Source organism: Massilimicrobiota sp. An142, assembly GCF_002160725.1.
Taxonomy (GTDB): Bacteria; Bacillota_I; Bacilli_A; order Erysipelotrichales; family Coprobacillaceae; genus Allocoprobacillus; species Allocoprobacillus merdigallinarum.
This window is the reverse complement of sequence record NZ_NFLD01000006.1, coordinates 19,164-41,234: the sequence shown is the minus strand read 5'-3', so window position 1 is coordinate 41,234 and position 22,071 is coordinate 19,164. Positions and strand designations below refer to the sequence as shown.

The following is a 22,071-nucleotide window of genomic DNA, read 5'->3' as shown; positions in this document are numbered from 1 at the left end:
TGATTGACAATATTTTATTCACTTTTTATTTGAATATGAATACATGCAAAAAGCCAGCTAATGCTGACTTTTATTTTTCAAAATGCTGTGCTACTTTTTGTAAGTCTTCAATAATTGGTAAATGTTGTGGACATACATTTTCACATTGTCCACATCCAATACATTCACTTGCTTTACCAAAAGTCTTTGTCAAGTTATTGTAGTATTCACCTTGAGGTGTCCATCCTTTTTCTTCTACTTCCTGTAAATCAGCATTGTATAATGAGAAATATTTAGGAATAGCTATATGCATTGGACATCCTTCTGTACAATATGAACATCCTGTACATGGAATAGCAATCGTAGAATTAATAATATCAACAGCCTGACGAATTAATTGATATTCATCATCATGAAGTGGCTGCATATCTTTCATATAGCTTATATTATCTTCTAATTGAGCCATATTAGACATCCCACTTAATACCATCATGACATTATCAAGACTTGCCGCAAAACGAATAGCCCATGAAGGTACTGACATATCTGGATGATATTCTTTATACATATTTTCAACTTTTTCAGGAACTTTCGCTAATGTTCCACCTTTAACAGGTTCCATCACAATAACAGGTTTATGATATTTTGTTGCCACCTCATAACATTGACGAGATTGAACACCTACACTATCCCAATCTAAATAATTAATTTGTAATTGAACAAATTCAAATTCTGGATGTTCCTGTAATACTTTTTCTAATAATTCTGGTCCATCATGGAATGAAAATCCAATAGTTTTAACCAATCCTTGTTTTTTCTTTTCTTGAATCCATGTAAAACAATCAAGCTTTTCATATGTTTCAATACTATGTGTATTAATATCGTGTAAAAGATAATAATCAAAGTATTCTACCCCAGTTTTCTTTAACTGTTCATTAAAGATTTTATCTCTATCTTCTTTTGTCTGAATAAAACCTGAATGTAATTTTGTAGCAAGTGTATAAGTCTGACGATCATGACGTTTCACTAATGCCTCTCTCGCTGCATTTTCACTATTAAATCCACAATACATCCACGCTGTATCAAAATAAGTAAATCCATTTTCTATAAAAGTATCTACCATTTGTTTCACTTGTTCAATATCAATCTTTGAAGGATCGTTTTCATCAAGTGATGGTAATCTCATTAATCCAAAACCTAATTTCTTTGTCATATCATTTCCTCCTACTCGATTATTTATTATACACCCTAAAGTTAACTTTAGGTCAAGAAAAAAGAAAGGATCACCTTTCTTCATCTTATTCTATATGACCACTGCTGAGTCCTTCATTCTTCTTATCAAGTGGTAACCATTCTAAAACACGTTCAATATAACGATCCCAAAAATCCCATTCATGCGCACCTGGTCCTTCTTCATAAGTGACATTGATTCCCTGTTGAAGTAAAAAATCACGGTAATCACGATTTTCTTTAATCAGTGAATCATCAGTGCCACATGCCATATATATCGCAGGCACATCTTTTATAGCCATATTTTGAATCAGTGCCTTATAATCTTTGTCACTTCCTTTTAACTTATGTAAATCACCAAAAACAGAAGTTAAATAACTTCTTTTATACATATAAGGTACGTCGTCACCATCCTTAGCGTTGATAAAAGTGTCAATCAATAACGCTGAAGACAATGCGGCAATATAACCAAATGTCTGATAATATTTGAGTCCATTGATAATAGCTCCATATCCACCCATAGACAACCCTGCAATAAATGTATCTTCTCGACGTTGTGATAAAGGGAACATGGCTCTTGTGATAGAAACAAGTTCTTCACCAATAAATTGTGAATAATATTCATGGGAGTTTTCATTATCAACATAAAATTTATTCTCTCCTGAAGGCATAATAACAGCTAAATCATGATCCTGTGCCCACCTTTGAATACGTGTACCACATACCCAATCTGTATAATTTCCAAAAATCCCATGTAATAAGTATAATGTTTTGAATTTTTTATTTGGCTGGTTTAACTTTTTATCAACAGGAATAATAGCATTAATTGTGACTGTGCGCATTAACTTTTCTGAGAAAAAATCAACTTGTACTAATGCCATTATGATAGATCCTTTCCAAAATATTTATAAAATGCTTTATCAATACCTGCACAATCAACATAATCAGTAACAAATTCTGCAATGTTTTTTAAACGATCTACTGCATTTCCCATCGCAATACCATGTCCAACCAACTCAAACATTTCCATATCATTCACACCATCACCAAAAGCATAAGTATCTTTTTGATCAATTCCTAATTTTTGATATAAATACTTACAGGCTGTTCCTTTTTTAAATCCCTTATGATAAACATCCATACGAATCAATCCATGATCATAAGCAACAATTGTCATATCATTTTCTAATTCATGATATGCTTTCCACATTTGTTCCACTGTTTCAAACAAAACACAGCAACTGATAGCATCTACATCCTGAGCCTCATATCTTTCTACTACATTCTCAGGTCTTTGATCTGTTCCCTGAAACATCACACGATGTTTAACGACTAATTCATCATCCAAACAATCACACCATTCTCCATGATGCCCATAAAACATAGGTCGCCCTTGATATTTTTGATAAACTTCCATTTGTTTTTGTATTTCTGGAGTTGTTAAAACTTCATCAACCAGAATCTCATTATTATAAATGATATAATGTCCATCACATAAAACATAACCATCAAATGGAATATCTTTTAATCCTTCAGGGATAGCGCCTCTTGCTGAAGCAATAACGATCTTATTGCCTTGTTTCTGAAAATCTTTTAAAACCTGTTTTGTTTGATGACGAGGTTGCATCATACCTTCTTGAGCATTTATTAAAGTTCCATCAATATCAAAGAAAACTATTTTCATTTTATCATTCTCCTTGCCATCATTATATCATTTCTCTTCTTTGAAAATCCATATAAATCCAACGAAAAATATCTTGATTCAAGATTCTCATTTTTGTAAAATCAAAAAAGAAATGGAGGTTTTCTATGAAATTAATTATGCTAGGTACAGGTAATGCTTTAGTAACAAAGTGTTATAATACCTGTTTTGTATTTGAAAATCAAAATCAATATTTCTTAGTTGATGGTGGTGGTGGAAATACCCTTTTATCACAGCTAGAAAAAGCGCATATTAATTGGCAGGATATTAAAGATATCTTTGTCACACACAAACATATTGATCATCTGATGGGAATTATCTGGATGATTCGTATGATTGGTCAACATATGAGTCAAGGAAAATATCAAGGTGAAGTGCGTATATATGCTCATAAAGAACTTATTGATATTATCATGCAAATGGTTCATCTGGTTTTAGAAGCAAAGCATACACAATTTATTAACAAGCGCATTCACTTGATTGAAATTCAAGATCATGATAGTCATATGATTATCAATCATCAAGTCACTTTTTTTGATATTCATTCTACAAAAACAAAACAATTTGGTTTTCAAATGCAATTAGATCACAATAAAAAGTTATCTTGTTGTGGAGATGAACCATGTCATCAAATCAATGAAGCATATATTCAAAATAGTGATTGGTTACTTCATGAAACTTTTTGTTTACATAGTAAAGCTGATATTTTTCATCCTTATGAAAAACATCATTCGACAGTGAAAGATGCCTGTCAATTAGCTCAGTCTTTAAATATTCAAAATCTTCTTTTGTATCACACTGAAGATAAAAATATCAAACAACGTCATTCTCTCTACATGCAAGAAGCCAAACAATGTTTCCAGGGAAATATATGGATTCCTGATGATTTAGATATTATTAACATTTAATAGAAAAAGGAATTGAAATACGCAATCAGTTTATTTCAATTCCTTTTCTATATCATATAACAAAGATATTTATTTGTAGGCATGATTGAAAGCATTTTGTAAATCTTCTATAAGAAGTTCTACTTCTTCTAATCCAATATACATTCTGATATGTCCAATATCTAAGCCTCTTTTTTTCAATTCTTCCTCGTTGCTTCCTTTCCATACAGGCATGACTAAACTTTCAAAGCCACCCCAACTATAGGCCAAAGTAAAATGTTTTAAAGAATCAACAAATCTTTCAATAACATCTGGGGTTGCATCTTTTAACACAAAACTTAATAAACTTCCATATCCCTTTAAATACTTATCTGTTAAATCAGTAGATGTATGGACCATAGGATGATATATTTTTTTTACATATGGACTTTGTTGTAAAAATTGTATCACTTGTTTAACACTTTGTTCTTGAGATTTTAAACGAACAGGCAATGTTCGTAATCCTCTTAATGCTAACCAGGCATTCATTGGGGACATTGTTGCTCCTAAAAAGATTTGACCAAATTCATTGATTTCATGTATATATTTTTGATTAGAAATGACAACGCCACCAACCAAATCACTATGTCCTCCAATATATTTTGAACAAGAATGTATAACAATATCAATTCCATGCACCAAAGGATTTTGAAATAATGGTGTTGCCCATGTATTATCAATAACTGTGATAATATTTCTTTGTTTCGCAAATTGACTGATCATCTCTAAATCAAGCATTTCAAACTTTTGAGAAGAAGGACTTTCAAAATAAATCATTCTTGTATTGTCCTTAACAAAAGCGAATATATCTTCAGTAGAAGATACATCAATTTTTGTACTTTCAACACCAAAACGTTCAAGATTTTGAATGAATTTGACAGTTGATCCATAAACAGTATTCACAATGATAATATGATCCTTTTGTTGAATCAAGCTCAATATTGTGGCACTGATTGCTCCCATTCCTGAAGCAAAAACTTTAGCACATTCTCCTTTTTCTAATTGAGCTAGTTTCTCTTCTAGAATTGTTAATGTTGGGTTTTCTCCTCTTGTATATGTATAAGCACTTTTCTTATTCATATTAACATCAACATAGTGTTGAAAATCATCAAATTGAAATGATGATGTTTGCACAATCTCAGGCGCAACACTCTTATAGTCTCTTTGTTTTTTTTCTACTGATAAACAAATATTCTCTTGATCTAACATTTTATTTCTCCCTCTAAATATTTTCCAATTCCATCATGTTCATTGTCTGCACAAATGGCATCTGCAACTTCTTTTACTGTATCAAAAGAGTTATCCATAGCTATACCTGTTCCCGCTATTTTTAACATATCTATATCGTTTTCACCATTACCAAAAGCAATAACATTATCTAATGATATATTTTTAATTTGTGTTAACTTCAAAAGAGCCTGTCCTTTTGAAGCATGAACTGGATTAATTTCTACCCAATCTTTTTCTACTCTACATATACTAAAACGTGAAGACATCTGTTTTTGAAGAATTGGTATTTTTTCACTCATCATTGTTTCACTTTGCACAAATGCAACTTTCTTTATTGTAGAAAAAAGATGTTCTGGTATTTCATAAATATCATGAACCATATGTTTTTCTCTATCAATAAAATGTTCTTCCATAATCCCTGTATGCCCATAATCAAAAATATATAAACATGTTTCAAAGAAAATAATCATATCAAAGAAAGATGTTTGTGCTATTTCATTCAAAATCATTAAATCATCTTTTGTTAGTCTTTGTTCTTGATGCAAGCATTCTTTTTTTGAATTATAAATCTCTAATCCGTTTAAAACAATATAACCACTTTGAAAATATTGATCCATTTCTAATTGTTTCCCATAATACTCTAAGCTACTCACATCTCTGCCACTTGCTAAAACAAGAGCTACGCCTTGTTTTTGTAAGTGCATTAAAATCTCTTTTGTATATGGGAGTATTTTTTGTTGAGATGTTAACAATGTCCCATCCATATCCATCACAATCATATCTATATTTTTCATCGTTTTCCTCCCTCTTCTAACCATTGTACAATGGGTAAAATCCAAAATGCAACCCTTAATCAAAAAGATGTGCCTAAGCACATCAAAGAAGTGAGTGATATACTGTTTTTAGTTGTTTTCCTACTCTTTCAAGTGAACGTTCTTCAGCTACTTTTCTCCCTTCTTTCCCTAAATACGGAAGCTTCTTTTCTACAACATTTTGTATCAATTCTATAAACTCATCATTATCTTTTCCTTTATAACAATTCTTTCCATGTATAAGCCAACCTTCATAAACAGGTATATCTCTCAAAATAACCTGTTGATAAGATGACAACGCTTCTAAAACAACTATTCCTTCTGTTTCTTCATAACTAGGGAAGAAAAACGCATCTGCCCCACAATAAGCACCTTTAATAATATCACCGGTTATATAACCAGGAAAAATCACATTGGATGGATGATGTTTAATCACATTTCGAATTTGTTGAGGTATGGTATATAAAGAGATATCTCCAAACCATATAAAAGTATATTGGGGGAGTTTTTGAGCGATTTCAATAAAATCTAATATTCCTTTTCTTTGGAAAAACAAGCCAACACAGATAATAACTTTTTGTTGTGAAGTAAGATGAAAATATTGTTTAAACAATTGAATTCTCTCTTCATTATCATTATATTCTTCAATATCAACACCATTACTTATAGCATATATAGGTATATCTTTATTGACATAATGACTAATAAGTTTCTTTGAATATGCTGTTGGTGTAATAAGACAATCCGCTTTTGAATAGATTGTCATTAATCGTTTTCTAAATAGAGATGACATCTGATTTGATAAAATAAATGAATTTTTAAAATCCTCCTCCGTACTATGCGCATGAACAATGACTTTTTTGTGCATTTGATGACAACGATGTATGAGCCACTGACTCTGAAGTCCAACTGTGTTGATATGTGCAATATCAAAGGATTCTCGAGGATCTAAAGTATATTCTATTCCTTGAGATTGCAATGCTATGATTTGATGTTTAAGTGCTCTTCCGATACCAGATTTTCTAATCATATTCTGATTTTCAAAATATAATAAAACTTTCATAATATCACCTTTCCTATCTTCACTATACATAAAAAAAAGAAGAATAATGAAAAAAATTATGAAAGATTTTCTAAAAAGCATTCTATATTCGTAGCTTTACAATAATAAACAAATATTATTGTTATGATTAATATAAAACGGTTCTACTCGACATCATGAGTGAGTATTTGAGTAAACGATATATTCATTTTATACATAGATATATGAGTTGAAATCAATTATAAAATATAACTCAAAATCCTATATTAATGAATAATTATAATCTCATCAATCATAATATAAAATATACATTACATATTAATACCCAATCTCATAACCTATAATTTTGAAGAAATGTATGATTTGGCATAAAATAATATTGAAGAAATGTATGATTTAGCATAAAATAATATTGAAGAAATGTATGATTTAGAACAAAACAATATTGAAGAAATGTAAAAAGGAGTGATGGCAGTGTATTTCAAAAGAAAAGCTTACGATAAATTAATAGATTGGAAATCAAATTATGCTGATAACTATGCTGTTTTGTTAGAAGGTGCAAGACGTGTAGGAAAATCAACAATAGCTAAATTATTTGCTGAAAATGAGTATAAATCATACATTTTGATAGATTTTTCAATTGCTTCAGCTGATATATTATCCTGCTTTGATGATATTAATAATTTGGATATGTTTTTTTTAAGGTTACAGGCAATCACTGGAATTAATTTATATGAACATGAGTCAGTTATTATTTTTGATGAAGTACAGTTATTTCCTAAAGCCAGACAAGCAATTAAGCACTTGGTAAAAGATGGACGATATCATTATATTGAAACTGGTTCTTTAATATCCATTAAAAAAAATGTGAAAGATATCTTAATCCCTTCTGAAGAAATGAAAATTGAAGTCTATCCTATGGATTATGAAGAATTCTGCAATGCCACAGGAAATAATTATAATTTAATAAAGCAATTGTTTGATATGAAAAGAGCAATTGGTCAAGAAGTGAATAGAAAACTCATGAGAGATATTAGGATATATATGGCAGTCGGTGGTATGCCTCAAGCTGTTGAAGCATATGTGAATGGGAATAATTTTTCCACTATAGATAATGTAAAGCGTCAAATTATTCATCTTTATGAAGAAGATTTCAAAAAAATAGATCCATCAGGAAAAATATCTGCGCTTTATCATTCAATCCCCGCTCAATTAGCTAAAGATCAAAAGAAATACCGTATGTCCACTGCGCTAAAAAAGAGAACGACGATTAAAGAAGAAGAATTATTATTTGATTTATTTGATTCTAAAACTGTATTACCCTGCTACAATTCAACCGATCCTAAAGTGAGTTTGACTTCAACGAAAGATTTAAATAGCTATAAACTCTATTTATCTGATACGGGATTATTCGTAACACTTATGTTTATAGACCGACCTATTACAGAAAATGAAATATATGCTAAACTTCTTTCTGATAAATTACCAGCAAATTTAGGATATTTATATGAAAACTTAATGGCACAATTATTAGCTTCAAAAGATAGAGAATTATATTATCATACATGGCAAAAAGAAAATAGCACTCATTATTATGAGATAGACTTTTTAATTTCTGAAGGTAGTAAAATTTCAGCTATTGAGGTCAAATCTTCAGGTTTGGGTAAACATGATTCTATATGTGAATTTGAAAAAAAATATTCAAAACATATAAAAAATTGTTATATCTTTTCGCAAAAAGACTACAAACAGGAAAATGGTATACAGTTTATGCCCATATATTTAGCCCCATTTATATAAAATCTATTATTTAATAGAAAAAAGAATAACTTACAAGATATCTCTCCTTATCAAAATGAATAATTGAAATATCTCTAAATAATAAGTCTTGAAATCACATGATTTCTTTGAGAATAATATGTTACAATAATGATATAAGGAGTGTGAGGCTATGCTTTTAGTTGATAAATTAATTCAAAAAGATAATTTTTCAAAAAGTGAAATGATTATCGCTGATTATATTATTAATCTTGGTGAAGATATCAAAGATATTTCAGCCAGAAAAATCGCAAGAGAAACATATACTTCCCCAGGAACAGTTTTAAATCTATGTGAAAAAGTTGGTGTTAAAGGATTTGATCATTTTAAAAGTGCATATTTAAAAGAAATACAATATCTTGATCAGCAGTTTGGAACCGTTGATCCTAATATTCCTTTTCATGAAAATGATACTTTTTTTATAATTGCTAATAAAATGGGAACTCTATATGAAGAGACTATTAAAGATACTTTATCCTTATTACAACATGATTCCTTACAAAAAGCTGTCCTTACATTATCCAAAGCTCAAAATATTCATATTTACTCTTTTGGAACCGCACTTAATATTGCAGAATCGTTTAAAGAAAAAATGATGAAAATAGGAAAAAATGTTTATATCACCAACAATTTAAATTATCAAAGATATGAAATGAATTGTATTACCAATCGTGATTGTGTGATCTTTATTTCATATTCTGGTGAGACAGGAAATATTATTGATATGGCCCAAACCTGTATTATAAAAAAGATTCCCTTTATTTCTATGACATCTTTTGGAGAAAATACATTAAGTCAAATGAGTGATATCAATCTCTTTATTTCTACCAGAGAACGATTAACTCATAATATCGCAAATTTTAATAGTAATTTATCAATTTTCTTTCTTTTAGACATTTTATACGCTACTTACTTTTCATTAAATTATATGGACAATCTTGAATATAAAATGAATGTTACTCATAAATTTGAAAATAAGCGTAGTTCTACTAATCCTATCTTAATTGATAATACTCATAAAAAATAACACTGTTCAGTTTTATATTTCAATTTTTTGACAAATTTTTTAACAGTGTTAAATGTTGTTCAATAAATATTTTTTTCAAGCCTCTTTGCATGTATATTTAAACATGCAAGGAGGTTTTTTTATGAAAATAAGAGACAATTTCTTATGGGGAGGAGCCACAGCAGCGAATCAGTATGAAGGTGCTTATTTAGAAGATGGAAAAGGTTTAAGCATTGCTGATGTGGAAATGGGAGCCCGTCATGGTGTTCCAAGAGAAATCCATAGCTATGTTCATGAGGATTGCTATTATCCAAGTCATGAAGGTGTTGATTTCTATCATCATTATAAAGAAGATATTGCTTTATTTGCAAAAATGGGATTCAAATGTTTTCGTATGTCAATTAATTGGCCAAGAATCTTCCCACATGGTGATGAAAAGACACCTAACGAAAAAGGTTTAGCTTTTTATGATCAAGTTTTTGATGAATTACTTAAATATGGTATTCAACCTATCGTCACAATTTCTCATTATGAAACACCATTATATCTTGTTCAGAAATATGGTTCATGGAGAAATAGAAAGTTGATTGATTTCTTTGAACATTATTGTGATGTTATTTTCCGTAGATATCATCACAAAGTCAAATATTGGATGACTTTTAATGAAATCAATGAAACTATGAATCAAAAACAACCTTATCATCAAGCAGGTATTATTTATCAAGATAATGAAAATCCAGCTGATGTAAAAGTACTTGTTTCTCACAATATGATGGTAGCAAGTGCAAAAGCAGTTATATTGGCTCATCGTATTGATCCCACTTTAAAAGTAGGATGTATGTTCCAATATCCAACAACATATCCAAAAACTTGTCATCCAAATGATATTCTTGCAAGAAGATATCATATGATGCCGAATTTCTATTATGGAGATGTTATGTGTAAAGGCTATTATTCTAATACATGTACAGCTCAATTAAAACGTATGGGTGCAACTCTTTCTATGGAAGAAGGAGATAAAGACATCCTAAAGGAAGGAAAAGTTGATTTTATTGCCTTTAGTTATTATTTTTCTTCAATTGCTTCAAGTCCTGATGGTAAGGAACTTATTGTTGAACGTTCTAATCCATATCTTCAACGTAATGATTGGGATTGGCCAATCGACCCAACCGGACTTAGAGTTGCATTAAATGAGCTGTATGATCGCTATCAATTACCTTTATTCGTTGTTGAAAATGGTTTAGGAGCTATTGATCATATTGAAGAAGATGGCTCTATTCAAGATGATTATCGTATTGAATATTTAGCAAGTCATATTGAAGCTTTGAAAAAGGCTATTGAAGAAGATGATGTAGATGTGATTGGATATACTTGTTGGGGACCTATTGATATTGTTTCAGTAGGAACAGGTGAAATGAGAAAACGTTATGGTTTTATTTATGTTGATAAAGATGATGAAGGAAAAGGAACATTAAAACGTTACTTAAAGAAATCTTTTTATTGGTATAAGAAAGTCATTGAAACAAATGGTCAAACAAAATTCGATTAAGGAAAGAGGGTAAAAAAATGAATAATGTGTTTGAAAAAATGAACGAAAAGCTTGTCCCTATTGCTATGAAAATTAGTAGTAATAGATATTTGACAGCTATTAAAGAAGGCTTTTTCGGTGTTATGCCAATTATTATTGTAGGATCTATATTCCTACTACTTACAAGCATTCCAATAAATGGTTATGAAGAGTTTATGGCAGGTATATTAGGAGAAAATTGGAATGATATCTTTATGTTTCCATATCGTATCAGTTATGGACTCATGTCACTATATGTTGTCGTAGGGATTGCTAAGTCTTTAGCAAATCACTATCAAATAGGAAGTCGTGAATCTATCATCGTTGCTTTCGTCTCTTATTTTATGTTAACTCCTTTGATTGTAGATGCAGACAATGCTAAAGGTTTACCAATTGATAATTTCGGTGCTTCTGGTTTGTTTTTAGCTATTATTTCATCTTGTTTAGCAGTTGAAATATATCGTTTTATCTTAAAGAGAGGATGGACAATCAAACTTCCTGATGCTGTTCCACAAAACGTAGCTAAGCCATTTGAAGCTTTAATTCCAGTTGCTTTTATCTTTATTATCTTTAATATTATTCGTTTAATTTTTGTAAATACTGATTTTGGTAGTGCACAAAACTTTATCTTTACAATGTTACAACAACCTTTACAATCTCTTGGTAGTACTTTACCAGCAACTTGTATTGTTTTATTCATTGAAGCTATTTTATGGTGTTTTGGTTTACATGGTTCTTCTATTGTTTCTGCTGTTATGAATCCAATTTGGAGATCACTCTCTGCAGAAAATGCTGCTGCACTTGAACTAGGACAAGCTGCTACTAATATTGTTAATTATCAATTTATTGCTAACTTTGTCAAAATCGGAGGAACTGCTGCAACTTTAGGTTTAGCTATTGTTATTCTTCTCACAGCTAAATCATCTCAATATAAAGCATTAGGAAAATTATCTATTGTCCCTGCTTTATTCAATATTAATGAGCCAATTGTCTTTGGATTACCAATTGTTCTCAATCCAATTATGGCTATTCCATTTATTGTTGCTAATATTGCTGTTGCTATAGTAACTTATGCTGCCACATTCTTTGGATTAGTTCCAGTAAGTATTGGTGTCGAAGTTCCATGGACAACTCCACCTATTATTTCAGGATTCTTATTATGTGGTTGGCAAGGTGCTGTTTTACAAATTGTTCTTATTCTTGTGAGTATGGCTATCTACTATCCATTCTTTAAAATGCAAGATAAACAAGAATACGATAATGAAGAGCTTGCCACAAAACAATAAAACAAAAGGCATGAAAAGCATGCCTTTTTTCACAGGAGGAATAAAAAAATGAATAATATATCACTTATAAAAAGAGCTATTGCCTATATGATTGATTTATATTTAGGTACACTTTTATCTACAATTCCTATTTCTCTTACTACTTATTATCAATTTCATCAAATATCTCAAGATATCACGTTATTTTCTAAACCTATATCTTCTATTTTACTCTTATTAAGTATATTTGCATTAATCCTATATTTTCTAGTTATCCCATATTTCTTTCATGGACAAACGATTGGAAAGAAAATTATGAAATATAAAATTTGTTACTCATCTTTTTCATCATTATGTATTAGACAATGTATATATATGGTTTGCTTAACTTCTCTTACATCTTTAATCATTCAGTTTATCTCTTTATTTTCTTCCATTTCATTAACACCTTATATAAACACTTTCGTTTTTATTTTATCTTTCGTTATGATTATTTATATACTTTGTCATAGAAATCACATTGCATTGTATGATCAATTAGCTAAAACAGAAATTCAATAAGGAGTCGCTTATGGATTATTTAACACATAATGAAATAAAATATGTTCAACAACATCTTGAAGAGAATATTCAATTATTAAAAACACTGACAGAAATTCCTTCACCTACTTTTCATGAAAAAAAACGTGCTACTTTTTGCTTGAATTGGCTGCAATCAATAGGTGCGAATGCTTATATGGATAATGTTAATAATGTTATTTGTCCAATTAATGGGGAAAATAATGAAACATTAATCATTATTATGGCTCATAATGATATTGCTTTTCCTGATATTCAGAATATTCAAGTCAAACAAGTTGATAACAAACTTTTTGCTCCTGGTATTGGAGATGATACGGCTAATATGGTCAATATGTTAATGACCATACAATATATTATCAAGATGAGACTTCAACCAAAATATCAAATCTTATTTGTCATCAATTCAGGAGAAGAAGGATTAGGTAATTCTATGGGTTGCCGTCAGATTATAGAAAAATATCATTCAAAGATTAAGGAATTTATTTCTTTGGATGGCTATCTCAATGAATGTACTTATTGTGCAGTTGGCTCAAAACGTTATCAGATTGATGTAAAAACACATGGAGGGCATTCTTATGTTAATTTTGGTCAAGAAAACGCAATTGCCTGGATTGCAAAGATTATTACACAATTAAATCAAATTTCTTTACCAACTGAAGCAAAAACAACTTTTAATTTTGGAAAAATAGAAGGTGGAAGTGCTATTAATGTTATTGCTAATCATGCCTCTGTAACATATGAATTTCGTTCATCAAGTCAACAATGCCTAAATATTATGGAACAATCGTTTCAAAAAATCATTAATAATATAAATGATAAACATATTGATATTCAAATCAAAGTATTAGGAGAGCGTCCTGGTAATGGACCTTTATCACAAGAAAAAATGAGAAAATTTACAAGTAGAAATCTTAATATAATTCAACATTTTTATAAAAAGAATATTATTTTATGTGAAAATTCTACTGATTCCAATATCCCACTATCATATGGTATTTGTGCAAATACGATAGGAACAATTATTGGCGGTGATGCTCATACTTATCATGAATGGATTGACATTAACAGTATTCCTATTGGGTTTCAAGTTGCTATGGCATTGATTCTTCAATATGTTGATTGGGAATTACGTATATGAGTATAACTATCATTTGCTTACAATTGCTTCAATTATTAATGATGATCTGTTTAGGATTTGTCATTGGTAAATGCCACCTTTTTCATCATCATTTTTCTAATGATTTAACAAAATTTGTTTTGAATATCACTATGCCTTTTTTGATTTTATCTTCTGTAACAACATCTCATTTTGATCAATTGCCTATTTTAGATATTCTCTATGCTAGTTTTTTATTAGTTATTCTATTACCTATTATTGCCTATATTATCATCAAAGTATTCCATATCCAAAAAGATGCATCCTTACATATGTTTATGATAAGTTACCCTAATGTGGGTTTTATGGGTTTTCCTTTAATTCAATCTATTTATGGACAAGGTGCTTTACTATATACTGCTATTATTAATATCGGTTTTAATATTTCTTTATTTTCTATTGGTATATTTATGATGAACTATCAAAATAAGCATGAATTTCATTTTTCTTTTCAAAAAATAATAACTCCAGGTATTATTTCCTCCTTATTAGCTTTATTCATATATGCCTTCTCAATTACCATTCCTTCGCCTATTGCTAACTTTTGTACAAATATTGGAAATATGACAACTCCATTATCCATGTTCATAATTGGTCTTACTATGTCACAATATCATCTTAAACAAATGTTATTTGAAGGCCGTGTTTATCTATTTTGTATCTTTATTAACTTTATATTACCAATTTGTTTTATGCCTTTATTTCAATTCATTCAGAATAATATTGTTAAAGGTATTGCATTAATTATATTGGCTATGCCTGTAGCAAACAGTGCAGCATTATATGCTAAAACTTATCATCAAAATGAACAATTAGCTGTACAAACAATTTTTATTTCTACATTGCTTTCCGTTATTACTATTCCTTTACTTGTTTATTTCTTTTTAATATAGGAGGTTGATTCTATGAGTATTCACCAATATAAACATTTATTACAGTCTATCAATTCTCAAATTTGGTCTTTTTCTGAAATAGGTTATCAGGAATTTCAGACCGTTAAATTATTGACAAGAACTTTAGCTTCATATGGTTTTAAAATAGAGAAAAATATTGCTGGTATAGCGACTGCGTTTAAAGCTACTTATGGTCACCAAAAACCAGTTATTGGCTTATTGGCTGAATACGATGCATTAAGTGGTCTAAGTCAAAAAGCTGATTATTTAAAATATTGTCCTAGAGAGGAAACACATAATGGTCATGGTTGTGGGCATCATTTAATAGGAACAGGTATAGTGGGCTCAGCTCTATTAATAAAAGAATATATTGACCTTCATCCTGATTGTGGATCAATCGTTATTTTTGGTTGTCCAGCTGAAGAAAATGGAGCTGGTAAAACTTATTTAGCCGGAGCTGGTGTTTTTGATCAAATTGATGTTGCTTTAACATGGCATCCAAGTACTATGAACACTGTTATGGTGGGAAGCATGCTAGCTAATTGTCAATATTACTTTCGTTTCCATGGATTAAGTAGTCATGCTGGTGCGGCTCCTGAAAAAGGAAGAAGTGCCCTAGATGCTGTTGAACTTATGGATATTGGAGTTAATTATTTAAGAGAGCATATGGAGATGACAGATCGTATTCATTACGCTATAACAAATACTGGTGGAATATCTCCAAATGTTGTTCAATCAGAAGCTGAAGTTCTCTATCTCATTCGTAGTCGAAATAATCAAAGTGTTCAAAAACTTTTTGAAAGAGTCTCAAATATTGCAAAGGGTGCTGCTCTTATGACTGATACAACTGTTGATATTGTTTTCGATAAAGCCGTCAGCAATGTTATTCCTAATGATACTTTAGCAACTCTTGTTTATAATGTTATGCAGACGGTTCCTTTACCTCAATATAACACTGAAGAAAAACAATATATTAATAATTATCGTAAAATCATTGGTGATGATTGGTATCAAGATTTAGGATTAATCCCCGCTTTTCAATTAGATGACAGACAAAAATTATGTCAAGATCATCCATACGGAGACTTTATTCTTCCCTATTCTCCACAAGATGTTATTGAAACTGCTTCTTCAGACATGGGTGATGTGAGTCAAATAGTTCCTCTTATCCAACTTCATTGCGCCTGTTTTTGTTTAGGAACACAACCTCATTCTTGGATTCAAGTCGCACAAGGGACATCTAGTTATGCGATTAAGGGGATGTTATATGCCAGTGAAGTACTTTATCAAACATGCATTCGTTTATTTGAAGACACAAATATTATTTTGCAAGCAAAACATGAACAAAAAAAACGTACTCAAAATCAAGAATACGTATGTCCAATCCCTAAAAAATATTTAAATCAATAAAATGTATAACTTTCTAAAAAAACATCTTTTTTGTTTTCTATGTGTTTTGTTTGCATCACTTATAATGTCTTTTAATATTAAAACTTTTGTCAATGCTGTTGGTCTCATTCCAAGCGGTTTTAATGGATTATCCTTATTGTTGCAAAGAACCTTTTATCAATTCTTTGAAATTAATATTCCTTACTTTATTATCAATATATCTTTAAATGTATTTCCTGCTCTTATTGGCTTTTATTTTATAGGTAAAAAATTCACAGGCTATTCTATTTTAATGATCATTTTTAATTCTTTTCTTGTTGATATAATTCCAAGTACACCTATAACTTATGATTCATTACTTGTCTCTGTATTTGGAGGTATTATGAATGGTATCGCTATTGTGATTGCTTTATATGGTGGTGCTTCTAGTGGTGGGACAGACTTTGTAGCCATCTATCTATCATATAAACTTAAAAAGCCATCATGGAATTTCATTTTTATTTTTAATATGCTGATATTGATTATTGCTGGATTTCTATTTGGCTTTGAAGCTGCAATGTATTCTATTATTTTTCAATTTGTTTCGACTCAGATCATTGAAAAGTTTCACCAAAAGGATCATAAGATTACTCTTATTATCATTACACAAAAGCCTAATCTTTTAAGTCAAAAATTAATGGAACAAACACATCATGGCGTTACATTAATTCAAGGAGAAGGATGTTATTCACACGAACAAAAAACTATTTTATATACTGTCATAGGTGCTGATGAAGTTAGACATGTCAGTCATCTATGTAAAAAACTTGATTCTTCTGTTTTTATCAACATTATTTGTTCAAAAGATATTAAAGGACAATTTTACCAGAAACCTTTAGAATAAATAATATAATGAATTATTGCTTTTAAGCCAAAAGAAAAAAGCTCATTTCTGAGCTTAATATCCTACTTAATTTCACGCATTATATAGTTTTCTAATATTGGCTTAAATCGGTTGGAAACCTCTAGGTTGGTTTCTTTACTAATCTCTACCAATAACAAAGGATGATAATCTTCATCAATTACAGCATGTGGATTATCTTTAATAATTTTTAAAATGACTTTGAGATTTTGATCATCAATGTCAGTTTTATTAGAAGTACACATTTGCTTGATTCTTTTTAAAGTCAATTTCTGTAAATGATGATTAATATCAAAAAGACTAAACATATAAACCAACCTCCTTTTCTATTACTATCATTATAATACTTTCAAAATCAAATACCAAATATTTATCGTTAAAAACCCTTTCATATTATGAAAATAAGCACTACAGAGTGCTTATTCATCTATTCTTTCTATTTTAAAAATAACTGGTCTAGTCCCATCATTACAACAGGCAATCATTTCGTTTTCATGTCTCATCCAATCTTTCATAATAGAACCACCCTGAAGTCCAGCATAAATATAACGACTGACACAATCCCATGCTTCACTACAAAATTTGCCATCTAGCATATGCCAGAAATCATCTTTTCCATTTCCCTTTTCAATGATAAATTCTTGTCCAACTTCAAACATTGGACATAGTCCTACATCTGGATCCATACAATATTTCTTCTGTAATTCTGGATAACATTTCTTATCAATAACTGTCACTTTAACTTTTGCCATTTTCACACATCTCCTTTATCTTATATTTCTTCTCCATTTGACTGTATAACTTTTTGATACCAATAAAATGAATCTTTTTTATAACGCTTCATTGTTCCATTTCCACTATCATCTTTATCCACATATACAAAACCATATCTTTTTCTCATCTCTCCTGTTCCAGCAGAAATCACATCAATACATCCCCATGGTGTATACCCCATTAAATCTACGCCATCTTCTTCTATTGCTTTTTTCATTTCATAAATATGTTCTTTTAAATATTCAATACGATAAGTATCGTGGATTTGTCCGTTTTCCATATGATCAATAGCACCTAAACCATTTTCTACAATAAATAATGGTAATTCATATCTTTCATAGAGCTGATTTAAGGCAATACGTAATCCAACAGGATCAACCAGCCAACCCCATTCACTTGTTTTTAAATATGGATTGATGATGGAAGTTGTCATATTACCAGATGTCGTTTCCTGCTTTTCATCACCACTGACACACGAACTTGAATAATAACTCAATCCAATATAATCAACTGTCCCTTCTTTTAAAATTTGTTGATCTCCTTCTAAAACAGGCAAATGAATTCCATTTCTTTGATATTCTTTTAACTTATATTGTGGATAATGACCACGGCATTGTACATCACAATAGAAATGTCTTATCTGATTGTCTTTCATCAATTTCAATTCATCACGTGGATGACAAGTCAAAGCATATGCTGCTGTATAAGCAATCATCATGCCGACTTTCATTTTAGAATTAATTTCATGAGCCATTTTCACAACTTTTGCACTTGCAATGAATTGATGATAAGTCGCAGTGGCTTTAGACTGATCATCATTTTTTCATAATCCTCCTGCATAAAGAGGTAGAATTTCCATATTATTAATCTCATTAAATATCATCCAATATTTGACTTTATGCTGATATCTTTTCATCACAAATTCACAGTATTTGACAAATGCATCAACACAACGACGATCAATCCATGCTCCATATCTATTGATGAGCGAAACTGGTGTTTCAAAATGTAACAAAGTCACGACTGGTTCGATATGATATTTCAAACATTCATCAAAGACACGGTCATAGAATTCTAAACCTTTTTCATTTGGAATTTCATCATCACCATGTGGCAATATTCTTGCCCAATTGATGGACATACGATAACATTTGAATCCCATTTCCGCCATAAGGGCAATATCTTCCTTATAATGATGATAAAAGTCACTGGCTTCATGTGTTGGATAAAACTCATCTTCATGACAAGATAATTTTGCATCTTGTGGTAAATTCTGATAAGGAAAGACAAATTGTGAACCATATTCACCATCTGGTAAAGTATAAGTGACTCGTCTTTGAATACCATTTCTACCATCTCCACTTGTGACAACATCTCCACTACATAACCCTTTTCCATCTTCTAAATAACCGCCTTCAAACTGATGTGCCGCAGTTGCGCCACCCCATAAAAAATCCTTTGGTAAAGACATCTTATTTCCCCACTTTCTTATGATAAAATGATTCATACATCTTGATTGCCCGATCTAAAACTTTTGCACCATTCATTGTTCCATAATCACGCATATCAATCACATCAAATGGAGCCTTGTCACCAACAACATCTTGGACGTTCTTTAAAACATATCTGACTTGTGGACCTAACAATAAAACATCAAAATTACCTATGTGATTACCAATTGTTTTTTCGCCTACAGCATCCACACTGACTTCAATACCTCTTTGCTCTGCTTCTTCTTTCATCTTATTCATCAGCAGACTTGTCGACATACCACCTGCACATGCTAGTAAAATCCTCAACATTTTGATTCCTCCTTCTTTTGATAGTTTCACTATAAAGACTTTCATTTTTAAATACAAGACCTGTTCATGATTGAGGAACATTGTCAACCAATTTCATTAAATAAACATAAAAAATCTGCAACAATGTTACAGATTCTTAAAAAAGATTTGATCATAAAGTTGTTTGTATTTTTTTGTTTTTTCATAAGACATAGAATACAAAAGACTATAAATCAAATCAAAAATATATTTTAAGGATGTATAAAAAACCCACTCTTGAATACTGGATGATTGTGGATCAAAAGGTGTATGAATCGTATATGTTGCATTTTGGGATAAACGATTTTGATTTTGTCCTGTAAAAACGATAAATGGAATATGTCTGCGTAATAAAGTTTGACTTAAATCAATGAGATAAGGATTTCGAGAATGCTTACTCACAATCATAATCACATGATTATTTTTTATGTTTAAAGCATGATTAATCTGTAAATCTGTATCTTTATAAACTTGAACAAAGATACCAAGACGACTGAAAATATGCGCAGCATAATAACAAATCGTTGAATTTGTATCATTAGCATAAATATCAACATATTTTTGTGATTCAATAGATGAAACAATATCCTGTAAATCCTTTTGATTTAAAGAATCTTTCGTTTTTTGAATCGTATCATTTTCTAATTGGCTTACTTTCTGTGAAATAGAAAGTATATCTTCACCAGAAAAGATATCATAATTATCTAAGTTCATATTTTTCAACATCAAAACGATATGATATTTAAAATCACTATAATTTTTATATCCTAATTTTTTAATAAAACGAATGATTGTTGTTGCACTGGTATAAGTTCTTTTGGCGAGTTCTCTTGATGAAAGCTGTGGAATTTCTTCTAAATGTTCCAGCAGATATGTGACAATGACCTGATCATTTTCACTTAAATGATAGTTTTCATTTAATCGATCTAGAATACGTTGACTCATGCTGTCTCCTCTTTTTCAAAAATAAGAGAAATTGTTTCAACATCTCCTGTTGATCTCGTTATGATTGGAACATACCCCAGATAAGTCCAGCCATCCAAGATACGTTGCTTAACTTTTTCTTCAATGCCTTCAAACTGATATTTACTTCCTTTTATTCCACCAAATCCAACTGTAACGGATTGCATACGTTCAAATTCTACTTTCTTCATTTTTCCCTCAGTTTCTTCTAAAATATCATGAATCTTCTTGAGCACAGCTTGCTCATCATTTGATCCAATGACCTCATAAGCAATATTTTTAATAGGTTCTACTGCATTTGACATAGCATAAGCATATTTGACTTCCTGCAACATTTCATAATCGTTCATTTGATCTCCAAAGGCTGCACATTCATCTGGATTAATCTGGTATGTATCTTGTAAAAATTTGATACCTACCCCTTTATGCATGTGCTGATTTTGAATATCCATCCATTCATTTCCTGATGTAACAATCTTAACGCCATCTGGTAACTGTTGACGAATCTCATCCAACAAATCCTGAATATGCTGTTCTTTATCATAGATGGCAATCTTCATAATATCATCATGAATCTCATCATAAGAATCTATAAATGAATAAGCACAATAATATTTTTTGACTTCATTTTTATATGCAAAATAATCTTTTAAAATATAAGCACCTTTTCTCCCACATAGAATGATAAAAATACGTTGGTATTGTGATAAAATATGTACCATTTCTTTCACTTTTTGATATGAAATCACATCGCAATGCAATTCTGTTGTTCCTTTTGCAATATAACTTCCATTTTCAGCAATAAAATACATCTGATCACTAAGAGGTAAAAATTTTTGATATAGGCGATAATATTGATTTCCACTCGCTATAACAAACTTTATATTTTTCTCTTTCATTTGATAAAACAAATCTATAAAAGATTTATCAAACTTTTTTTGTGAATCTAAAAAAGTGCCATCCATATCCGTCGCAATTAATCGAATCATTTGTCTTCCTCCCCTTATATGCTTTAT

The 22,071-nt window shown here is 30.3% G+C and carries 21 protein-coding genes and 1 pseudogene; 10 read left to right on the top strand and 12 right to left on the bottom strand.

All coding sequences use genetic code 11. From position 1 onward, the window contains the following. Window positions 1-70: 70 nt before the first annotated feature. From B5E87_RS04015 to B5E87_RS04005, 3 genes are all read right to left on the bottom strand, one after another. On the bottom strand, window positions 71-1,192 hold the full coding sequence (locus tag B5E87_RS04015) for an aldo/keto reductase (RefSeq protein ID WP_087243646.1): 1,122 nt from the start codon (window positions 1,190-1,192) through the stop codon (window positions 71-73). A gap of 85 nt (window positions 1,193-1,277) precedes the next feature. Continuing rightward, window positions 1,278-2,090 (bottom strand): alpha/beta hydrolase, encoded by an 813-nt coding sequence (locus tag B5E87_RS04010; RefSeq protein ID WP_087243645.1) that lies wholly within the window; start codon window positions 2,088-2,090, stop codon window positions 1,278-1,280. Continuing rightward, window positions 2,090-2,893, bottom strand: coding sequence for a Cof-type HAD-IIB family hydrolase (locus B5E87_RS04005; RefSeq protein ID WP_087243644.1), 804 nt, complete (start codon window positions 2,891-2,893; stop codon window positions 2,090-2,092). Before B5E87_RS04005 ends, B5E87_RS04010 begins: the two co-directional genes overlap by 1 nt. A 125-nt stretch (window positions 2,894-3,018) precedes the next feature. Here B5E87_RS04005 and B5E87_RS04000 point away from each other — a divergent pair, with 125 nt between their 5' ends. Beyond that, a complete protein-coding gene (locus B5E87_RS04000) occupies window positions 3,019-3,819 on the top strand; it encodes an MBL fold metallo-hydrolase (RefSeq protein WP_087243643.1) in 801 nt (266 codons plus the stop codon). A gap of 69 nt (window positions 3,820-3,888) precedes the next feature. On the opposite strand, the gene B5E87_RS03995 is transcribed toward B5E87_RS04000, so the two are convergent. The 3 genes from B5E87_RS03995 to B5E87_RS03985 all read right to left on the bottom strand — a co-directional run bounded on the left by B5E87_RS03995 (window position 3,889) and on the right by B5E87_RS03985 (window position 6,942). Then, window positions 3,889-5,046 carry a trans-sulfuration enzyme family protein gene (locus tag B5E87_RS03995; RefSeq protein ID WP_087243642.1) on the bottom strand — a complete coding sequence of 386 codons (1,158 nt, stop codon included), beginning with the start codon at window positions 5,044-5,046 and terminating at the stop codon, window positions 3,889-3,891. Then, window positions 5,040-5,861 (bottom strand): Cof-type HAD-IIB family hydrolase, encoded by an 822-nt coding sequence (locus tag B5E87_RS03990; RefSeq protein ID WP_087243641.1) that lies wholly within the window; start codon window positions 5,859-5,861, stop codon window positions 5,040-5,042. The genes B5E87_RS03995 and B5E87_RS03990 overlap by 7 nt, the downstream gene beginning before the upstream one ends. Before the next feature lie 82 nt (window positions 5,862-5,943). Next, the gene (locus tag B5E87_RS03985) at window positions 5,944-6,942 is read right to left on the bottom strand and encodes an LTA glycolipid anchor biosynthesis glycosyltransferase, IagA/BgsA family (protein ID WP_087243640.1); all 999 of its coding nucleotides are present in this window, start codon (window positions 6,940-6,942) and stop codon (window positions 5,944-5,946) included. A gap of 453 nt (window positions 6,943-7,395) precedes the next feature. Between B5E87_RS03985 and B5E87_RS03980 the strand changes: the two genes are divergently transcribed. The 9 genes from B5E87_RS03980 (at window position 7,396) to B5E87_RS03940 (ending at window position 17,480) form a co-directional block, all read left to right on the top strand. Beyond that, complete coding sequence (locus tag B5E87_RS03980) at window positions 7,396-8,721, top strand: ATP-binding protein (RefSeq protein ID WP_087243639.1); 1,326 nt, start codon at window positions 7,396-7,398, stop codon at window positions 8,719-8,721. Window positions 8,722-8,872: 151 nt separating this feature from the next. Next, complete coding sequence (locus B5E87_RS03975; protein ID WP_087243638.1) at window positions 8,873-9,766, top strand: MurR/RpiR family transcriptional regulator; 894 nt, start codon at window positions 8,873-8,875, stop codon at window positions 9,764-9,766. Window positions 9,767-9,887: 121 nt separating this feature from the next. Next, window positions 9,888-11,294, top strand: coding sequence for a 6-phospho-beta-glucosidase (locus B5E87_RS03970; protein ID WP_087243637.1), 1,407 nt, complete (start codon window positions 9,888-9,890; stop codon window positions 11,292-11,294). 17 nt (window positions 11,295-11,311) lie between these two features. Then, entirely contained in the window at window positions 11,312-12,598 is a 1,287-nt protein-coding gene (locus B5E87_RS03965) for a PTS sugar transporter subunit IIC (protein WP_087243636.1), read from the top strand. A gap of 48 nt (window positions 12,599-12,646) precedes the next feature. Then, window positions 12,647-13,138 carry an RDD family protein gene (locus B5E87_RS03960; protein WP_087243635.1) on the top strand — a complete coding sequence of 164 codons (492 nt, stop codon included), beginning with the start codon at window positions 12,647-12,649 and terminating at the stop codon, window positions 13,136-13,138. A gap of 10 nt (window positions 13,139-13,148) precedes the next feature. Continuing rightward, window positions 13,149-14,297, top strand: coding sequence for a M20/M25/M40 family metallo-hydrolase (locus tag B5E87_RS03955; RefSeq protein WP_087243634.1), 1,149 nt, complete (start codon window positions 13,149-13,151; stop codon window positions 14,295-14,297). Continuing rightward, window positions 14,294-15,208: an AEC family transporter gene (locus B5E87_RS03950; protein WP_087243633.1), complete on the top strand. Its 915-nt coding sequence runs from the start codon at window positions 14,294-14,296 to the stop codon at window positions 15,206-15,208. The genes B5E87_RS03955 and B5E87_RS03950 overlap by 4 nt, the downstream gene beginning before the upstream one ends. Before the next feature lie 12 nt (window positions 15,209-15,220). Then, entirely contained in the window at window positions 15,221-16,618 is a 1,398-nt protein-coding gene (locus B5E87_RS03945; protein WP_087243632.1) for an amidohydrolase, read from the top strand. A gap of 1 nt (window position 16,619) precedes the next feature. After that, window positions 16,620-17,480 carry a YitT family protein gene (locus B5E87_RS03940; RefSeq protein WP_087243631.1) on the top strand — a complete coding sequence of 287 codons (861 nt, stop codon included), beginning with the start codon at window positions 16,620-16,622 and terminating at the stop codon, window positions 17,478-17,480. 62 nt (window positions 17,481-17,542) lie between these two features. Here B5E87_RS03940 and B5E87_RS03935 read toward each other — a convergent pair whose 3' ends face one another. The 6 genes and pseudogenes from B5E87_RS03935 to B5E87_RS03910 all read right to left on the bottom strand — a co-directional run bounded on the left by B5E87_RS03935 (window position 17,543) and on the right by B5E87_RS03910 (window position 22,044). Then, the gene (locus B5E87_RS03935; RefSeq protein WP_087243630.1) at window positions 17,543-17,806 is read right to left on the bottom strand and encodes a hypothetical protein; all 264 of its coding nucleotides are present in this window, start codon (window positions 17,804-17,806) and stop codon (window positions 17,543-17,545) included. A 111-nt stretch (window positions 17,807-17,917) separates the two neighbouring features. Further along, window positions 17,918-18,250: a TIGR04076 family protein gene (locus B5E87_RS03930; protein WP_087243629.1), complete on the bottom strand. Its 333-nt coding sequence runs from the start codon at window positions 18,248-18,250 to the stop codon at window positions 17,918-17,920. Window positions 18,251-18,270: 20 nt separating this feature from the next. Further along, window positions 18,271-19,743: pseudogene (locus B5E87_RS03925) on the bottom strand (family 1 glycosylhydrolase). 1 nt (window position 19,744) lies between these two features. Further along, window positions 19,745-20,074: a PTS sugar transporter subunit IIB gene (locus tag B5E87_RS03920; protein ID WP_087243628.1), complete on the bottom strand. Its 330-nt coding sequence runs from the start codon at window positions 20,072-20,074 to the stop codon at window positions 19,745-19,747. Between the two features lie 126 nt (window positions 20,075-20,200). Next, window positions 20,201-21,037: a MurR/RpiR family transcriptional regulator gene (locus B5E87_RS03915; RefSeq protein WP_087243627.1), complete on the bottom strand. Its 837-nt coding sequence runs from the start codon at window positions 21,035-21,037 to the stop codon at window positions 20,201-20,203. Continuing rightward, window positions 21,034-22,044, bottom strand: a complete 1,011-nt coding sequence (locus tag B5E87_RS03910) for a Cof-type HAD-IIB family hydrolase (protein ID WP_087243626.1) — start codon at window positions 22,042-22,044, stop codon at window positions 21,034-21,036. The genes B5E87_RS03915 and B5E87_RS03910 overlap by 4 nt, the downstream gene beginning before the upstream one ends. Window positions 22,045-22,071 lie beyond the last annotated feature (27 nt).

Bases quoted from the DNA above. Each gene is read 5' to 3' on its own strand.
- B5E87_RS03955 (WP_087243634.1), top strand. From the start codon at position 13,149: ATGGATTATTTAACACATAATGAAATAAAATATGTTCAACAACATCTT.
- B5E87_RS04005 (WP_087243644.1), bottom strand. From the start codon at position 2,893: ATGAAAATAGTTTTCTTTGATATTGATGGAACTTTAATAAATGCTCAA.
- B5E87_RS03970 (WP_087243637.1), top strand. From the start codon at position 9,888: ATGAAAATAAGAGACAATTTCTTATGGGGAGGAGCCACAGCAGCGAAT.
- B5E87_RS03940 (WP_087243631.1), top strand. From the start codon at position 16,620: ATGTATAACTTTCTAAAAAAACATCTTTTTTGTTTTCTATGTGTTTTG.
- B5E87_RS04000 (WP_087243643.1), top strand. From the start codon at position 3,019: ATGAAATTAATTATGCTAGGTACAGGTAATGCTTTAGTAACAAAGTGT.
- B5E87_RS03930 (WP_087243629.1), bottom strand. From the start codon at position 18,250: ATGGCAAAAGTTAAAGTGACAGTTATTGATAAGAAATGTTATCCAGAA.
- B5E87_RS04010 (WP_087243645.1), bottom strand. From the start codon at position 2,090: ATGGCATTAGTACAAGTTGATTTTTTCTCAGAAAAGTTAATGCGCACA.
- B5E87_RS04015 (WP_087243646.1), bottom strand. From the start codon at position 1,192: ATGACAAAGAAATTAGGTTTTGGATTAATGAGATTACCATCACTTGAT.
- B5E87_RS03960 (WP_087243635.1), top strand. From the start codon at position 12,647: ATGAATAATATATCACTTATAAAAAGAGCTATTGCCTATATGATTGAT.
- B5E87_RS03995 (WP_087243642.1), bottom strand. From the start codon at position 5,046: ATGTTAGATCAAGAGAATATTTGTTTATCAGTAGAAAAAAAACAAAGA.
- B5E87_RS03985 (WP_087243640.1), bottom strand. From the start codon at position 6,942: ATGAAAGTTTTATTATATTTTGAAAATCAGAATATGATTAGAAAATCT.
- B5E87_RS03990 (WP_087243641.1), bottom strand. From the start codon at position 5,861: ATGAAAAATATAGATATGATTGTGATGGATATGGATGGGACATTGTTA.
- B5E87_RS03910 (WP_087243626.1), bottom strand. From the start codon at position 22,044: ATGATTCGATTAATTGCGACGGATATGGATGGCACTTTTTTAGATTCA.
- B5E87_RS03950 (WP_087243633.1), top strand. From the start codon at position 14,294: ATGAGTATAACTATCATTTGCTTACAATTGCTTCAATTATTAATGATG.
- B5E87_RS03965 (WP_087243636.1), top strand. From the start codon at position 11,312: ATGAATAATGTGTTTGAAAAAATGAACGAAAAGCTTGTCCCTATTGCT.
- B5E87_RS03915 (WP_087243627.1), bottom strand. From the start codon at position 21,037: ATGAGTCAACGTATTCTAGATCGATTAAATGAAAACTATCATTTAAGT.
- B5E87_RS03975 (WP_087243638.1), top strand. From the start codon at position 8,873: ATGCTTTTAGTTGATAAATTAATTCAAAAAGATAATTTTTCAAAAAGT.
- B5E87_RS03945 (WP_087243632.1), top strand. From the start codon at position 15,221: ATGAGTATTCACCAATATAAACATTTATTACAGTCTATCAATTCTCAA.
- B5E87_RS03935 (WP_087243630.1), bottom strand. From the start codon at position 17,806: ATGTTTAGTCTTTTTGATATTAATCATCATTTACAGAAATTGACTTTA.
- B5E87_RS03920 (WP_087243628.1), bottom strand. From the start codon at position 20,074: ATGTTGAGGATTTTACTAGCATGTGCAGGTGGTATGTCGACAAGTCTG.